Here is a 16,661-nt window from a genome sequence, read left to right as displayed (position 1 = left end):
GATGGCAGGATACCAACCTAAAAAACGCAAAATGACCGCAGAGATTAACGTTGTACCTTACATCGACGTTATGTTGGTTTTACTGATCATATTTATGGTGACGTCACCGTTTGTGACTCAAGGTGTTGATGTTGAATTGCCAAAAGCCTCAACCGCGAAATCAGCACAAGAGTTATTGGGCGATGATAACGCGAGCTTTATTATTGTTGAAGTGAATAAAGATGGTGAACTTGGCTTGAGTGTTAATAATGAAGAAGTTCAACATGGCCTGTCACTTGAAGAGATTATCGTTCGGGTGAAAGCTGAATTGTCTTTAAAACCAAACTCGCCAGTCGCCGTTGGTGGTGATGCCGCAACGCCTTATGCCAAAGTGGTTTTATTACTTGATGAATTAAGCCGTGCAGGCGTGCCTAAGGTTGGCCTTTTAACGGATATAAGGGAATAGCTCCGTAGCATTCATGAAAGCGAATAATACAAAATCAAAGAGTTTGAAAACGCCGCTTCTAATTTCAATCGGGCTGCATGTCATTCTATTCGTCGCTCTTATTTGGGGAGCGGATTTCACGATGTCAGAACCTAAAAAGCCAACCGGTCAAATGGTTCAGGCTGTTGTGATTGACCCTCAGTTAGTTCGTCAGCAAGCTCAGCAGATCCGTCAGCAAAGAGAAGCGGCGAGTAAGAAAGAGCAAGAACGGTTAGATAAGTTACGTCGTGAAAGTGAACGGCTTGAAAAGAACCGTAAAGCGGAAGAAGAAAACATCCGCAAATTGAAAGAGAAACAAGCCAAAGAAGCCAAAGCGGCGCGTGAAGCTGAACAACGTCGAATTCAAAAAGAGCAACAACGTAAAGCTGAAGAGGCGCGTGTACAGCAAGAGAAAAACAAAGCCGCGAAAGCAGAAGCTGCTCGTAAACAGAAAGAAGCTGAGTTAGCCAAAGCCGAGAGTGCGCGTAAAGCTAAAGTTGCGGCAATCGCTAAAGCGGAACAAGAGCGCGTAGCAAAGGAAAAGGCTGCGAAAGAGGCTGCCGATAAAGCGCGCAAGCAAAAAGAGGCCGCTGAACGCGCAGAAAAGCAGCGTATAGCAAAAGAGAAAGAAGCGGCCGCCGCAGCCGAGAAAGCTCGTAAGGCGAAAGAGGCAGCAGCAAGGGCCGAAAAAGAGCGTAAACAGCAAGAGGCAGCGTTGAACGACATCTTTGCTGGGCTTGAAACGGAAGCGACTCAAAACTCTTCAGCAAGGCAAAAATTTATTGGTGATGAAGTGCAGCGTTATGGTGCTATTTATACCCAACTTATTCAGCAAAATTTATTGTTAGAGGACAGCTTTCGAGGGCGCTCATGCCGAGTGAACCTGAAACTGATTCCAACGGGCTCTAACGCAATTTTGGGCAGTTTGAGTATTTTGGATGGCGATAGTCGTTTATGCGCAGCAACGAAGCGTGCCGTGGCACAGGTACAGTCTTACCCCTTACCTAAAGACCCCGACATTGTGACATCACTAAAAAACATTAACTTAACGGTATCACCAGAGTAAAAGGACGAACTTGTGTTAAAGAAACTATTACTGAGTTTTGTTTTCTTAATAGCGACAAGCAGCCAGTTTGCACATGCAGCACTGGAGCTGGTTATTACAGACGGTATTAACTCGGCACGACCTATCGCGATTGTGCCTTTCCGTTGGGAAGGTGCAGAGCCATTGCCACACGATGTATCCGCAGTGATTGCTTCTGATTTACAACGCAGTGGTAAATTCAGTCCAGTTGCGATAAGCAAAATGCCTCAGACGCCTTACAGCGAAGCTGAGGTGGATTTTGATGCTTGGACGAACCTAGGCGTTGATTCATTGCTAACCGGAACCATCACTAAGAACGCCGAAGGGCAGTATGTGGTCAATTACCAATTGATCGACATTGTTCGTGGTCAACTGACTAAAGGACAAAGCCGTGCACTAAGCGATGAAGGCCAATTGGTACTCTCTAAAGACCACGTCTTGTTCAATAAGAAAGCGACGGTTCCAGGTAAACGCTTGAGAGAGTATGCGCACCGTATTTCTGACTTAGTCTATGAACAGCTCACGGGGGAGAAAGGTGCGTTTCTTACTCGTATTTCTTACGTGGTAGTGAACGATAAAGATAAGTACCCATACCAACTTCGTGTTGCGGACTATGATGGCTTCAACGAGCGCCTGGTTCTTCGTTCTAAGCAGCCTCTTATGTCACCCGCATGGTCGCCTGATGGTAAAAAAATCGCTTATGTAAGCTTTCAAAATGGCCAAGCTGAAATATTCATCATGAATATCTACACGGGCAAACGTGAAAAGGTGACGTCATACCCTCGTCATAATGGTGCGCCAAGATTCTCGCCAGATGGTAAAACATTGGCATTGGTATTATCGAAAACAGGCAGTCTTCAGGTATACACGCTTGATTTAGCAAGCCGTAAGCTGACTCAAATTACCCACGGTCGTTCGAATAATACCGAACCGTTTTGGCATCCAGATGGCAAGTCTCTTATTTTTACATCGGATCGTGGTGGTAAACCTCAGATTTATAATGTAAATTTGTCCAATAAAGCGACGTCTCGTATTACTTGGCAAGGCAGTCAAAATTTAGGTGGTCAAATCACTCCTGACGGTCGATTCCTGATCATGGTGAATCGCAGTAATTCAGGCTTTAACTTAGCTAAGCAAGATTTGGAAACCGGTGCGGTTCAGGTGCTCACTAAAACACTGTTAGATGAATCTCCTAGCATCGCACCTAATGGAGGTATGGTTATCTATAGCTCCATTTACAATAAAACAAACGTATTATCGATGGTTTCCATTGATGGTCGTTTTAAAGCTAGATTACCGGCGACCAACGGACGTGTAAGAGCGCCATCATGGTCACCGTTTTTATAGCGAGCGCTTCACATTTTATTAGTCATTGATAGTGTTTACTATTGTGGCAATTAACTATCTATAGCACTTAGCGGGCTATAGAAACTAAGTTTGATAACGTAAGGAAAAAAAGATGCAACTTAACAAAGTTCTTAAAGGCTTGATGATTGCACTACCAGTGATGGCAGTAACGGCATGTAGCTCAACTGATGAAGCAACATTTGCAACACCTGGTACTGAAAGCAACCAAACAACGTCAGGTACAGAAGGTAATGTAGATACAACGGTTGTAACGCCAATTGACGCAAATGGTCAACTGTCGGAGCAAGAGCTTAAAGAGCAAGCGCTACGCGAAACTCAAACCATCTACTTTGCATTCGATAACTCAACTATCGCTAGCGATTATGAAGAAGTTCTAGCTGCTCACGCTGCTTACCTAAGCAATAATGCTGACATGAAAGTGACAATTGAAGGTCACGCTGATGAGCGCGGTACACCTGAGTACAACATCGCACTTGGCGAGCGTCGTGCACAAGCTGTAGCGAAATACCTAGAAGCTTTAGGTGTTCAAGCCGACCAAATTTCTATCGTAAGCTACGGTGAAGAGAAGCCACTTCTTTTAGGTCAATCTGAAGATGTGTACGCTAAAAACCGTCGTGCAGTACTTGTTTACTAATTTTAGTAGACTATATAGTTGAGGAATTACCTCATGTTCAGTAACACAAAGCGAGTGATTTTGCTTTCGTTACTGGCGAGTGCAGCGAACGTCTCGTTCGCTGCACCAGCTCCAGTATCCGATCTCAATAGCACCGCAACTCATTCGTCATCTTCCACTCGATCAGCATCTAGCGAATCAGATATTGAGCGTCTAGAGCGGCTGCTTCAAAATCGAAACCTTGTTCAGCTTAAAATGCAGCAGCAAATCGACGATATGACACAAGAAATCAGTGAACTTCGTGGTGAGCTAGAACGAAATAGCTACGATATGAAGCAAACGCTAGAGCGCCAACGTGAATTGTTCATTGAACTGGATCGTATCAGAGGTGAGGTGAAAGCCGCAGAAACGGCAACAGTCGCAGTGGCCGCGAGTGAGGACTCTAAAAGTGCTTCTGGTACGTTCAGTACTGATGTCGATGAGCAAACGGCTTATCAAAACGCTGTGGATATGATTCTAAAGCAGCGAGACTATAAAGGTGCTATCGAAGCATTCAAAAAGTTTCAAAAAGACTTTCCAGACTCTACCTTTACCCCTAATTCACATTATTGGTTAGGACAGCTTTATTTCGCTAAGAAACAAGACAAAGAAGCTGTGAAGAGTTTTGCCGCTGTTGTGTCGTATAAAGACTCGAACAAACGAGCAGATGCCCTGGTTAAGCTTGGTGATATTGCTATGCGTAACAATAACGCAGCGCAAGCTAAGAAATATTACCAACAAGTTGTCACCGAACATCCAAACAGCGCTTCGGCAAAAGTGGCTAAAACCCACTTGTAATAACAATAGGGGTGCTCAGGCGCCTCTTTTTTATCTGCTTTACAGCTGAGTCTTACCTACTTAAAACCGATCGTCTTTGATCCCAATCGCTGTCCTGTGTAGAATACTCTAATCCTCGGAAGAAGTTGCGTAGAGTAAAAGCAATGAGCCATATACTAGATAAAATCGATACAGTTTATCCGTTTCCGCCTAAGCCAGTTCCATTGAGCGATGCTCAGAAACAGGCTCACATCGCAAACATTAAAAAACTGCTTCAAGAGAAAGATGCAGTTCTAATTGCACATTACTACACAGACCCTGAAATTCAGGCTCTGGCTGAAGACACCGGTGGTTTCGTTGGCGATTCATTAGAAATGGCTAAATTCGGTAACCGTCACTCAGCAAGTACTTTAATCATCGCTGGCGTTCGTTTTATGGGCGAATCTGCAAAGATTCTTACTCCGGAAAAGCGCATCCTAATGCCAACGTTGGAAGCTGAATGTTCTCTCGACTTAGGCTGCCCTGCTGATAAATTTACAGAGTTTTGTGACGCTCATCCTGATCATACAGTGGTTGTATACGCCAACACATCAGCGGCTGTTAAAGCTCGTGCAGACTGGGTTGTGACGTCGAGCATCGCGTTAGAAATCGTTGAGAGCTTAGACGCGGAAGGAAAATCTATTATTTGGGGCCCAGATCGTCACCTCGGTTCTTACATTGCGAACCAAACCGGTGCCGATATGTTGCTTTGGCAAGGCGAGTGTATTGTACATGATGAGTTTTCAGCTGATGCTTTGAAGAAAATGAAATCGGTATACCCAGAAGCGGCTATTTTGGTGCACCCAGAATCCCCAGCAAGTGTGGTTGAACTGGCTGACGCTGTCGGCTCAACAAGCCAACTGATCAAGAAAGCGAAAGAGTTGCCACATCCTCAGATGATTGTTGCGACAGATAAGGGCATATTCTTCAAAATGCAGCAATTGGTTCCTGAAAAAGAATTGATTGAAGCACCTACCGCGGGTGCTGGTGCAACGTGCCGTAGCTGTGCACACTGCCCTTGGATGGCGATGAATGGTCTACAAGCGATTGAAAAAGCACTTGAACATGGTGGTGATGAGCACGAGATATTCGTTTCTGATGAGTTACGTGTAAAGTCTCTTATCCCATTGAACCGTATGCTCGATTTTGCAGAACAGCTTAATTTGCAAGTGAAAGGCAATGCTTAATCAAGTGGTTGTGCTTTTTTTGCTAGCCGTGCTTTGAACACTAATAGAGAAACCAGCCTGTCGCTGGTTTTTTTATATCTAAACATAGGTCGTGATATCTATGTTGTGATTATATGTCCTTATGGAAGATATACCTTGTTGACATCTTGGATTTTTTCTAGCATTTGTCTAAGAGACAATAATTAGAGGCTTGAATGATAATCTGGTTACAACTCAAACGTTGGGTCAAAGCGAATGTCTTTGTTCTGAATGGCAAAAACTTACTGTTTACTCTCCTAGGCTATGTGTTTATTTCATGGTCGACATTGTATTTGGCGGGTGAAACGCACTTAACGAGTTCGTTCACCACGTTCGCTTACTATTTAGTTGTGACGGCTTCTACGGTTGGTTATGGTGATTTAGCACCTACGAGCGAAGCCGGTCGATGGATTGTTATTCTGTTTGTTATCCCCGGTGGACTCAGTCTTTTTGCTGCGTTGCTTGGTAAAGTTGCCACAGAAGGCGTTGAATATTGGCGAGCTGGCTTGCTAGGGAAAAGGAGAATAAGAGTGGATAACCATATTTTGATGCTTGGTTGGAATGAGCAAAGAACCATTCATCTCATTCGTATGTTGCAACATGAAGAAACGGGCAGACGACCGATCGTTTTGTGCTGTCGCGCTGATATTGAGAATCCGTTACCTGGCGAAATTAATTTCGTCAAAGTAAACAGCTACACTGACGGTCAAGAGATGGAAAAGGCGGGCATTGAGTCCGCAAGTTGCATCCTGATTGATACTCCTGAAGATGACATCACATTATCTGCAGCTCTTTATTGCGCGAGCCGAAATCCCCAGGCGCATCTTTTGGTGTATTTTAAAGATGAAGCATTGAGTGATTTACTGAATAAGCATTGTCCTAACTCCGAATGCATTCCAGCTGTTGGCGCTGAAATGCTGGCGAAAGCGGCAGTTGATCCGGGGTCAAGTGCCCTTCATCAAGAGTTGCTGAGTTCGACAAGGGGGATGACCCAATATTCGACGTATTACCCCAAAGATGCAGAGAGTGTCACCGTTGCACCAATCTTTTCCGCGTTTAAAGAGAAGTATCAAGCTACGTTGATCGCAATCGATTCAGGTCGTGGTATTGAACTGAATCCAGAACTGGATCAAGTGGTCACTAGCGGTACTAAGTTGTTTTATATTGCCGATGAGAGGATTGATGACTTCGATTGGAAAGACTTGTAGAAAGGTGATTGGATTCGTGTGAATCAATAAGGCCTCTGAGAGGCCTTATTATTCTAAACATTTGGACGGTGTTTATTGCGCTTCGGCCAATGCGATACCGCGCTGAGTTAAGCCACATAGCATCACAGGAACCGCGTTAAAGATTTCTTCAAATTGCTCAAGTCCTTCAATGCCTTGCTCTGCCAATGTCGCAATTGAGGTCTCAGGGTCAAAAAGCATGCTCAATGAAAGGAGTACGCCTCCAATAAGAGCGTTATCTTCAGTCTCTTCAGGCATTAAGGTTTCCCAGTCGTCACGGGTAACCTGCCAACCTTGAAGTAAGCCTTCGCAAAAATCGCGAGCGGCCGAGTTGACGACTTCTTCATCGTCTAATTGGCAAGCTTCAGGCCAAGCCCAAGTACCTTCAATCAGTTCGGGACGAGTTTTATTCCAAAGTGTGATGATAACTTCAATGTAGTTTTCAAGTTGCTCACCATCAGTAAACGGAGCAACGTGTTCTCCCCCCCAAAGGAAGGGTAACCACTCATGAGGGGTTAACACATTAGGGGCTGCTGCCATTGCAGTGACAAATCCCATGGTTTTGTGTTCTGTAATTAGTTTTCCTTCCAACTCTGGAAGCGCAAGAATATCTTGTAAAGTCAAAGTGAGGTACCGTAAAGGGAATATATTTGCGCTTATAGTACCAATGAACTTGCACCAATCAAGCTTCAATCTAAAAAGGCTTGATATCATTAATGATAAAAATTCAGTTCAATAGAAAAGAAAACAACAATAAATTATGCAGATACGATCGTCTTTAAAGAAAAAAAGCATGGTAGCGCTTGGTTTATACCTCGCGACGTTTATTGCCATCATCGGCAGTGTGACTTATTACGTTGTCGAGTCCCCTGTACGCGACAAACTGCAACAGAATATAGACTTACGTACACAACTGTTGTCTGCATTGATTACCGAGCCGTTCAACAGTTCGAAAGGTTTTGTTGATGGTTTAGTGGGTCTTGCTCAGGCGCATAGTCATGGCGATGACGTTACTCCGCTATGCAAGTCTATGTTGGCGGCAAGTGATGATATGATCGTCAGTGTTGGTATTTGGCCGGAACCTTATTCACTGGACTCCAATAAGCTTCTCAACAGCTATTTTTTCAATAAAGCTGACGATGGCAAAATTGATCAGATTTTTTCTTACAACAACCCCAAAAATGTACCTTATCACCAAGAAAGTTGGTACATCGCTGCCGCGAACCAAGCTCGAGGCGACGTCGAGTGGAGTGGGGTGTATATCGATCCCTACACGCACGTTAGAATGATCACCGCCTCTTCGCCTTATTATGACGACGGAACTTTCGCGGGTGTGGTGACCGTGGACCTTTCTCTTGAAGAGTTATTGGGCTTTATTAAGAATCATGCTGAAGAGTATGATCTAGGTATCGTACTGCGAGATAAGTTCAATCAAGTGTTGATTTCATATAACTTCAATCTCGTTGAAGGGATATACATCAGCAATAATCAATTTGGCGATTTTGGTTGGCAAGTTGATGTCGTCAACTCAAAGTCACTGGTATCCGATGAGGTATTTCGCCAGGTAATGAGTATTGAAGGCGGTATTGTCCCACTTTTATTGTTATGCGTGATGGCGGGTTACTACTTACTTAATCGTTATTTGATCAGTCCGATTACAACCATCGCGGCAAAAATTGATGGTTCTCGAGCTGGGGATATTATTGATGTCGATTATTCGAGTGATGATGAAATTGGCCATCTGATCAAAACGTTTAATGAAAAGACGATCTATTTGGAAGCGGAAAAAGTCAAAGCTCAAGCGTCAACTAATGCGAAAACAGCGTTTTTAGCGACTTTATCACATGAAATTCGTACCCCAATGAATGGGGTTCTGGGTACCGCTCAAATCCTACTAAAAACCCCTTTAAACATTGAGCAAGAGAAGCATCTCAAGAGTTTGTATGAATCTGGCGATCATATGATGACATTGCTCAATGAAATCTTGGACTATTCAAAAATCGAGCAGGGCAGACTTGATCTCGATGAAACTCGATTTCCGCTTGATTCGATTATTGGCAGTATTAATAGTATTTACTACACACTGTCTTCTGAGAAAGGGCTTCAATTCAAAGTCTACTCCGAGGTCCCCTCTGGCCGTTGGTACTTCTCAGACAAAGCACGCTTGCGTCAAATCTTGTTCAATTTGTTGAACAACGCAGTGAAGTTTACCGCTAGAGGTTTTGTCGAGGTTTACTTTAAGGAGGTGGTAGAAGATGACAATACTTACCTTCGCATTAAGGTTCGTGACACCGGAATTGGTATCTCTAGAGAAGCCCAAAAACGCATTTTTAAACCTTTTGAACAAGCGGAATCTTCGACGACAAGACGGTTTGGCGGTACAGGGTTAGGTTTAGCCATCGTTAAAAAGATCGCTCAGCTCATGAATGGGAGCATTACCGTGAGCAGTGAAGAAGGGATAGGTACCAGCTTCATTGTTCAATTAAAGATACTGCCATGTCAGCCGGGTAAGATAGAGACCTTACCGCATAAAAAGCAGGATTATTCTGGCCTAAAAGTGTTGATTGCTGAGGATAACCGAACCAACACTGTCATCATGGAAACTTTCATGAGCAGTAAAGGGTTTGTGTGTAAAAGCGTCGAAAATGGTGAGCGAGCGATACAAGCTATCGTCGCTGAGCACTTTGATTTAGTGTTGATGGACAACCATATGCCGGTGATGGATGGCGTTGAATCAACCACCGCGATTCGCGCTTTACTTGGCGATGTTTCATCAATATTGATATTTGGTTGTACTGCTGATGTTTTTAAAGAGACTCGTGAGCGTTTGCTCGGTGCCGGCGTTGATTACATTATTGCTAAACCAATTGATGAGCGTGAGCTCGATGATGCATTATTTCGCTATTCGAATAAACTCTATCAGTATCATGAAACGAAGATCTCGAAAGAGGATAAACACGACTAAGATGTTGTTTAATTACTAAATAAAAAGGGTGAATTGTTTAATGTTTGACCTCTATGTGTTTTTTTGGTGATAGTGACTGTTTTTAATTGGGTTTTTGGTTGTAAACTTACCACTTGAATTTTAATTTGGAATGTATGACTACTTATGTTGTGGTTTAATGGTGACATTATCTGGTGAGGCGTGAGAATGCCTCAGTTATATGTTACCGAGTCGCTAATTGGTTAGTGATATATTTTGGGTTAGGCATCAATGAAAACTCGTGGTCCATTTTGTATTCGAAACGCATTGGCGGATACCGTAGCTATGGTCGTTTTTTGTTTTATTTCGGGCATGATCGTAGAAGTGTTTATTTCGGGTATGACGTTTGAGCAATCTCTTGCTTCTCGAACATTATCTATTCCGGTCAACATTGCTATTGCTTGGTCTTATGGTGTCTTTCGTGATTGGTTCTTGCGCAACGGTGCAAAGCTTTCGCAAAGTTCATTGATGAAAAATTTGTCCGATCTTATGGCTTACGTGTTGTTTCAGTCACCTGTCTATATCGGTATTCTGTGGGCGGTTGGTGCTTCAGGCGACCAGATCGTTACGGCTGTAACCAGTAATGCGGTTATCTCTTGTGGTATGGGCGTACTGTACGGTTACTTTCTCGACATGTGTCGTAAATGGTTTCGAGTGCCCGGCTATTATCAGCAAGCTTAAGTATAGCGATAGAATAAAATTTGGTTTGTTTTTGATCTAATGAGTTAATTTGTAATCGAACAAACTGAAAAAGGCACTTTTTTTGATAATGCCTCTTGACCAAAGCAAGCATAATCAATAAAGTAGCGCCTCGTTGAGTGACAAGCTCAACACACAATTTGTGGAAGGATGGCTGAGTGGCTTAAGGCGCTCGCCTGGAAAGCGAGTATACGTTTATAGCGTATCTGGGGTTCAAATCCCCATCCTTCCACCACTATTCAGAACCCTAGCAGAAATGCTGGGGTTTTCTCGTTTTAGCCAAACTCCTAGCATTGTTCAATGCCCCGCTTTTATATCGGTGTACTGGGATAGCTTAATGCGTTATCAAAATATGGCCCGTGCGCATAACATCGAAGATAAAGAATCTTTTATCTGGTGGTGGTTTTTAACAACTGAGTAAAGCGTTCCCAAGACTTTTGGTCAGCTTGTTGTTGATAATTGTTTGAGCCAAATACGGTAAAGGCATGTGGCGCACCACTATAAGTGATCATTTCATGCGGAACTTTGGTCGCTTCAAGTTGAGCTGCGAGGTTGCCAAAGTCTTGCATAGAGATCATGGCGTCAGCCGTTCCGTGGAATACAACAACGGGCGCTTTGGTTTGAGAATAGTTTTGCCCTTTGGGTGTTGATAAACCACCATGAAAGGTCACATAAGCTTTCGATGGAATACCGGCGCGAGCGGCTTCCAGTACGGCGGCTCCGCCAAAGCAGTAACCCATCATCACGTTGTTATCTAAGTTACCCCCAAGTCGTTTAGCTTCCATTGCTCCTGCGTTAAGCAGCGCACGCATTTTCTCTCTGTCTTTATACAGCTCACCGGTGTGTTGCTTTTTGTCTTTCACCTCCGTCGGGCGAATGCCTTTACCGAATAGATCGATGGCGAATACGTTGTAACCGAGTTCGTTGAGCATCTCAGAGCGTTTCTTTTCGTAATCGGTTAAGCCATCCCAATCGTGTATTAGCAGCACCAAAGGCGCTTGATCACTGGCTTCACTCCAATAACCTTCGTAATCCATCCCATCAACTTGGTAAGTGACGTTTTCCCCTGAAATCGCAGAGAAGGGCAGTAAAACTGAAAACAGGCCGAGCGTTGTGAGTTTTCGCATGCGTTCTTCCTTTCGGTGACTATTGACGTTCCAATATGAAAGTATAGATAACGTGATGATCCTCGCCAGGTTTCTGTTGTTTACTTGAAATGTGTGATAGCAAGAGGGGGAATCGCTGATAAACAGCCATCGAGATAAGGGCGATGGCTATTCATTATGCGCTAAGAAATTCTCAGTTCTCAGAGATGCGGGGTTTTAGAGTAGAAAAGAACGGATTACTACCAAGTTGTGTTAGCAGCGTTATTACTGGCGTGGCTATTTCGAAGTTCTGGGTACTTACGTTGATAGCGTGGCAACATCGACTCATTACCTAAGATGCCACCTTGATGGATGTAGATGATGGTTTTATCTGGGTTGTCTTGTTGCCACTGTTCTAAGCATTGCCACATCAATGGATCATAAAGTAGGTCAAATTCAATGTCGGTTTGCTCTTGCAGATCCAACCAAGTTTGATAGTCCTGTTGATACAGTTTACCAAAGTGGTGCTTGGCGTTAAGCGGTAAGATATGTGGGTGATCGGTTTCACCCAGTTCATTAAATTGTTGCGTTAGGTAGTCACTGCCACCCACACACGCACAGGTCAATACCGGGATGTCGTGAACTTTTAAATGTTTGTGCAGATACAGAGCGGTACTGCCGGTGCCTGCTGGTAGAGCCACCACGAAATCGTTCTTGTTTTGGAAACGTGTCCAGCCGAGTATTTCCATCGCCAGTTGTTTCACACCATATTCAGAAAGCTGAGAACGTCCACCTTCAGGTAATACAATGCATTGAGAGTTGGGCTGTCTTACTTGTTCAATATACGCTTGTGGATGAAGCTCAGAGCCGATTTCTTTGACTGAAATGACCTTAGCCCCAAGATCGATGGCACCACGGTAGTTGCCTATTGGGCGTTCTTGTAACCATTGGGGTAGGTGGTCGACGTAAAATTCAAGCGTCCAGCCTTTAATTTTTGCCAGTGCAGCGAGCGAGAACAATGAGTTAGCTTGAGCGGAACCATAGCTGATTAGAGTGGTGGTGTTTGGGTACTCGTCTTCCAGTAGCTTCATAAACTTTCTGGCTTTGTTGCCACAAAAATGAGAGTGAAGCTGGTCGTCACGCTTTAAGAAAAAGGTGTGGTCGTTATATTGATGCTGAGTTACAGGGCTATTATTTAGTTTCATCGCACTTATATAAAATGCTGACTTAAGAGCCAGCATTTTCATATCAAATAGGACGCACAAGTATCCAGTAGCCTGCAAGCGCTGTAAACCAACTAAATCAAGTTTTCGTTGAATATTGAACTTGGTACTACGAGTCTATTGGCTTTTTCGTGAGAGAGATAAAGGTGCAGAATAGGAAAAAGCGCAGCGAGATGCTGCGCTTTGTGTTTTTACTGGAACGAACACAGATTAACGCTGTGCTGCACGCTGGCGGTTTTTACCGTTACTCGCAGGTTTGCCACCTTGGCCGTTGCCCGCTTTGTTACGGTTTGGTTTACCGTTTCCGCCGCCATTACCTTGCGATTGCTGACTACCTTTCTTAATGAAGCCAGTCGTTGGTTTATCCGCGTTACCATTACCGTGCTGCTTTCCGTTGCCCTGATTGCCGTTACCTTGGCTACCCGTTGGCTTCTTACCGCCCGGTTTAGGCTTGTTGCCACCGGGTTTATGGTTACGTGGGCTTTCGCCACCCAGACCTGGCTGCGACTTACTGTGTTTCGTCGCAAAGCGCTGTGAGCCGTGACGACCAGATTTACGACGTTGTGCTGGAGTTTGTGCATCAAAGTCTTCTGCGGGTACTAGGCAGTTTGCTTTGTCGCCAATCAAGTGCTGTTTGCCCATGTTGATCAGCGCTTCACGGATGAGTTTCCAGTTTTCAGGATCGTGATAACGAAGCAGTGCTTTATGCAGACGACGTTGACGATCACCTTTTGGTACAGGAACATCTTCACGCTTCTTATATTTCACGCGTTTCAGAGGGTTAGTCTCTGAGTAGTACATCGACGTGGCATTACACATTGGCGATGGGTAGAAGTTTTGTACTTGGTCACACTCGTAGTTGTGCTTTTTTAGCCACATTGCAAGGTTAAGCATGTCTTCATCTTCTGTGCCCGGGTGAGCAGAGATGAAGTAAGGAATTAGGTACTGCTTTTTACCGGCTTCAGCGCTGTACTTCTCGAACATCTCTTTGAAACGATCGTAAGTGCCCATGCCCGGTTTCATCATCAGATCCAGTGGGCCTTTTTCAGTATGCTCTGGAGCAATCTTCAAGTAACCACCCACGTGGTGAGTCACAAGCTCACGAACGTATTCTGGAGATTCAATCGCTAAGTCGTAACGTACACCAGAAGCGATCATGATCTTCTTAACGCCCGGCACTTTTCTCGCAGAGCGGTACAGGTCGATGGTGTGTTGATGGTCTGTGTTTAGCTTTTCACAGATTTTCGGGAACACACACGATGGACGACGACAGTTAATTTCAGCTTTTGGATCAGAACAACCTAACCGGTACATGTTCGCCGTTGGGCCGCCCAAGTCAGAAATGGTGCCTGTGAAGCCCGGTACTTTATCTTTAATCTCTTCGATTTCATCCAAGATGGATTCTTTCGAACGGTTCTGAATGATACGACCTTCGTGCTCTGTGATTGAGCAGAAAGAGCAACCACCAAAACAACCACGCATGATGTTCACCGAGGTTTTGATCATGTCGTATGCCGGGATTTTCGCTTTGCCGTACATTGGGTGCGGAACACGCTTGTAAGCAAGGCCAAACACGTAATCCATCTCTTCTGTAGTCAATGGAATGGGCGCTTGGTTAACCCAAAGCTCGCGATCACCGTGACGTTGAATCAGAGCACGACCTGAGTACGGGTTTGTCTCAAGGTGCAGAATACGGCTAGCGTGAGCGTAAAGAATACGGTCATTGTTTAGCTTTTCGTAACCTGGAATACGCACCGCTGTTGTTTTTGCATCGTGACGAGAAGGGCGAATAGTAATAGGTTGCGCTTTTACTTCTTCTTTTTCGTCTTTCTTGGTATCACACTGGGTTTCAACTTCGTATGGGTTTACCGGAACGTACGCTTTATTCGGCTTTTCGATACGAGAAGAGTCAATGATCTTGAAGCCTTCAGGGGCCGCAGGGAGATTGATAGCAGTACCACGAATATCGGTCAGCGTAGACATGTCTTCGCCATCGGCAATGCGGTGTGCCACTTCAACCAGTGCACGCTCAGCGTTACCAAAAAGAAGAATGTCCGCTTTTGCATCAAACAATACAGAGCGACGAACTTTATCCGACCAGTAGTCGTAGTGAGCCACACGACGCAAACTCGCCTCAATACCACCAAGTACGATTGGCGTGCCTTTGTAAGCTTCACGACAACGTTGAGAATAAACCAGAGTTGCACGGTCAGGACGCTTGCCACCTTCATTGTTCGGTGTGTAAGCATCATCGTGACGTAATTTTCGATCAGAGGTGTAGCGGTTGATCATGGAGTCCATGTTACCCGCTGTGATGCCGAAGAATAGGTTAGGTTTACCTAGCTTCATGAAGGCATCTTTATTGTCCCACTTTGGTTGAGCAATAATGCCCACGCGGAAACCTTGAGCTTCAAGCAGACGGCCGATGATCGCCATACCAAAGCTCGGGTGATCGACATAGGCATCGCCCGTTACAATAATAATGTCACAGCTATCCCATCCAAGCGCATCCATCTCCTTTCTACTGGTCGGCAGAAAGGGTGCTGTTCCGTAACACTCGGCCCAGTATTTTTTGTGTTCGTGAATAGGAGTGATATCGCTGTACATATTTCAACCTCTGATTTTTGAGGCGGGAATTATAGCGGCATGAAGCTAGACTAGCCAGTAGAACATGCCCCTGCTCGTACTGATGTCTTTCGACGTTTGGGTGATCTTACGGATAAAATCGCTATACAAAAGCCGAGTTGAAGCCATGAATGACGCCGCTAATTTGCGATTTTGATTAGTGTTCAGGGCAGATTTTGATATTATTCGCGAAAATATCTCTGAATAAGTAGATCCATAATGGTCGAAACGTTACTAATGCAATTTGCTCCGATGTTATTGGGAGCTCAACTGATGTTAACTTTAATCTTAGTGAAGGGGGACATTTGCCCAGGTCAACGTGGCCGCATTCACAAAATGTTACCCGCGATTGGCGTACTGTGGCTCGCCGTATCTTCTCTTAAGATCGAAGCTTTTCTGATCGTATTTGCAATCTTCTATTTCTATTCTCAAGTTCAAACTAACAAAACACGCGACGCTGGCCCCATTTGGGTGATGTATCTAGCTTGTGGTTTAGCGCTGTCATACGTAGCTATCCAAGCAACAGAACAAGCAACCACGGTTGGTATGATCACGACCTTGTTACTCGTGGTATTGTTGGGCTCAGTGTTCAGCCATCTTCTGCTGACAATTGCAAGAACGCGCTTACAAGCCTTTCATCGTGTTCTCCCTGTTGTGGGTATACTCAGTGGCATGCTGGTGGTGCTAGCCACCGTGATCAATGTTTATTCACTGCCTGAGGCACAACTGGAACCGGTGATTTCAACATTGTTATTTAGTTTTGCTTTGTTGATCTCGTCTATCGTGGTGTGGTGTTGGCATTTATTGTTCGTTAAAACGCCTGAAAAATTACAGTTGACGATTTCGTTGCTGATGTTATTGGCGGCAGTCGTTGGTTTAACGCCAGTTTGGGCACTTTAATCACTCACTTTCGTCAAGAAGTGTGATCGGTTTTTTAGCGTGGCGCGGGTAAGCGTTCTAAACTTAACTCTAGTCGGTGTGTTCGTAAGGAGTTCGAGATGGATTTAAGCAACGTTAAAGGTTTCGATAGCATTATTTTGCTGGGCATCGTGAATGAAAAACTTCGTTTAGAATGCGATAGCTTTGAAGAACTGATCAGTATGTATGAAATGGATATAGAGAGTGTCGTGGGTAAGCTTGATATGCTTGGCTACCAGTACGATCCATTGACGAATCAGTTTAAGTCTTACCCAAGATAAATAGCGGACGAGTGCATCAGCTATCGTGAATGA

15 protein-coding genes and 1 tRNA gene are annotated in these 16,661 nt (G+C 44.4%); 12 read left to right on the top strand and 4 right to left on the bottom strand.

Going from position 1 to position 16,661, the window contains the following annotated elements:
• Position 1 precedes the first annotated feature (1 nt).
• The 7 genes from tolR to L4B77_RS03545 all read left to right on the top strand — a co-directional run bounded on the left by tolR (position 2) and on the right by L4B77_RS03545 (position 6,796).
• Positions 2–445: a protein TolR gene (gene tolR / locus L4B77_RS03575; protein ID WP_261837566.1), complete on the top strand. Its 444-nt coding sequence runs from the start codon at positions 2–4 to the stop codon at positions 443–445.
• 13 nt (positions 446–458) lie between these two features.
• Positions 459–1,529, top strand: coding sequence for a cell envelope integrity protein TolA (gene tolA / locus L4B77_RS03570; RefSeq protein WP_429748533.1), 1,071 nt, complete (start codon positions 459–461; stop codon positions 1,527–1,529).
• Positions 1,530–1,541: 12 nt separating this feature from the next.
• A complete protein-coding gene (gene tolB / locus L4B77_RS03565) occupies positions 1,542–2,894 on the top strand; it encodes a Tol-Pal system beta propeller repeat protein TolB (RefSeq protein ID WP_261837564.1) in 1,353 nt (450 codons plus the stop codon).
• Positions 2,895–3,006: 112 nt separating this feature from the next.
• A complete protein-coding gene (pal, locus tag L4B77_RS03560; RefSeq protein WP_429748530.1) occupies positions 3,007–3,549 on the top strand; it encodes a peptidoglycan-associated lipoprotein Pal in 543 nt (180 codons plus the stop codon).
• A 33-nt stretch (positions 3,550–3,582) separates the two neighbouring features.
• Positions 3,583–4,365, top strand: a complete 783-nt coding sequence (gene ybgF, locus L4B77_RS03555; RefSeq protein WP_429748528.1) for a tol-pal system protein YbgF — start codon at positions 3,583–3,585, stop codon at positions 4,363–4,365.
• 143 nt (positions 4,366–4,508) lie between these two features.
• A complete protein-coding gene (gene nadA, locus L4B77_RS03550) occupies positions 4,509–5,570 on the top strand; it encodes a quinolinate synthase NadA (RefSeq protein WP_261837561.1) in 1,062 nt (353 codons plus the stop codon).
• A gap of 194 nt (positions 5,571–5,764) precedes the next feature.
• Positions 5,765–6,796: a potassium channel family protein gene (locus L4B77_RS03545; protein WP_261837560.1), complete on the top strand. Its 1,032-nt coding sequence runs from the start codon at positions 5,765–5,767 to the stop codon at positions 6,794–6,796.
• Positions 6,797–6,868: 72 nt separating this feature from the next.
• Here L4B77_RS03545 and L4B77_RS03540 read toward each other — a convergent pair whose 3' ends face one another.
• Complete coding sequence (locus L4B77_RS03540; RefSeq protein WP_261837559.1) at positions 6,869–7,438, bottom strand: UPF0149 family protein; 570 nt, start codon at positions 7,436–7,438, stop codon at positions 6,869–6,871.
• Positions 7,439–7,574: 136 nt separating this feature from the next.
• Between L4B77_RS03540 and L4B77_RS03535 the strand changes: the two genes are divergently transcribed.
• From L4B77_RS03535 to L4B77_RS03525, 3 genes are all read left to right on the top strand, one after another.
• Positions 7,575–9,779, top strand: coding sequence for a hybrid sensor histidine kinase/response regulator (locus tag L4B77_RS03535; RefSeq protein WP_489686494.1), 2,205 nt, complete (start codon positions 7,575–7,577; stop codon positions 9,777–9,779).
• 249 nt (positions 9,780–10,028) lie between these two features.
• Positions 10,029–10,478, top strand: a complete 450-nt coding sequence (locus L4B77_RS03530; protein WP_429748525.1) for an L-alanine exporter AlaE — start codon at positions 10,029–10,031, stop codon at positions 10,476–10,478.
• A gap of 162 nt (positions 10,479–10,640) precedes the next feature.
• Positions 10,641–10,731, top strand: a tRNA-Ser gene (locus tag L4B77_RS03525).
• A 154-nt stretch (positions 10,732–10,885) separates the two neighbouring features.
• Here L4B77_RS03525 and L4B77_RS03520 read toward each other — a convergent pair.
• The 3 genes from L4B77_RS03520 to L4B77_RS03510 all read right to left on the bottom strand — a co-directional run bounded on the left by L4B77_RS03520 (position 10,886) and on the right by L4B77_RS03510 (position 15,411).
• Positions 10,886–11,623, bottom strand: coding sequence for a dienelactone hydrolase family protein (locus L4B77_RS03520; protein WP_429748523.1), 738 nt, complete (start codon positions 11,621–11,623; stop codon positions 10,886–10,888).
• Positions 11,624–11,841: 218 nt separating this feature from the next.
• Complete coding sequence (locus tag L4B77_RS03515; protein WP_429748521.1) at positions 11,842–12,786, bottom strand: 1-aminocyclopropane-1-carboxylate deaminase/D-cysteine desulfhydrase; 945 nt, start codon at positions 12,784–12,786, stop codon at positions 11,842–11,844.
• 228 nt (positions 12,787–13,014) lie between these two features.
• Positions 13,015–15,411, bottom strand: coding sequence for a YgiQ family radical SAM protein (locus L4B77_RS03510; protein ID WP_429748519.1), 2,397 nt, complete (start codon positions 15,409–15,411; stop codon positions 13,015–13,017).
• 237 nt (positions 15,412–15,648) lie between these two features.
• Between L4B77_RS03510 and L4B77_RS03505 the strand changes: the two genes are divergently transcribed.
• Together L4B77_RS03505 and L4B77_RS03500 are read left to right on the top strand one after the other, a co-directional pair.
• Positions 15,649–16,329, top strand: a complete 681-nt coding sequence (locus tag L4B77_RS03505) for a hypothetical protein (RefSeq protein ID WP_429748517.1) — start codon at positions 15,649–15,651, stop codon at positions 16,327–16,329.
• 98 nt (positions 16,330–16,427) lie between these two features.
• Positions 16,428–16,628 (top strand): DUF4250 domain-containing protein, encoded by a 201-nt coding sequence (locus tag L4B77_RS03500; RefSeq protein ID WP_004736508.1) that lies wholly within the window; start codon positions 16,428–16,430, stop codon positions 16,626–16,628.
• The last annotated feature ends 33 nt before the right edge of the window (positions 16,629–16,661 follow it).

The sequence above is a fragment of the Vibrio minamisatsumaniensis genome, assembly GCF_050337445.1.
In the GTDB taxonomy this organism is placed as follows: Bacteria; Pseudomonadota; Gammaproteobacteria; order Enterobacterales; family Vibrionaceae; genus Vibrio; species Vibrio artabrorum.
The sequence above is the reverse complement of the archived record's forward strand: the minus strand, read 5'-3'. Positions and strand labels throughout refer to the sequence as shown.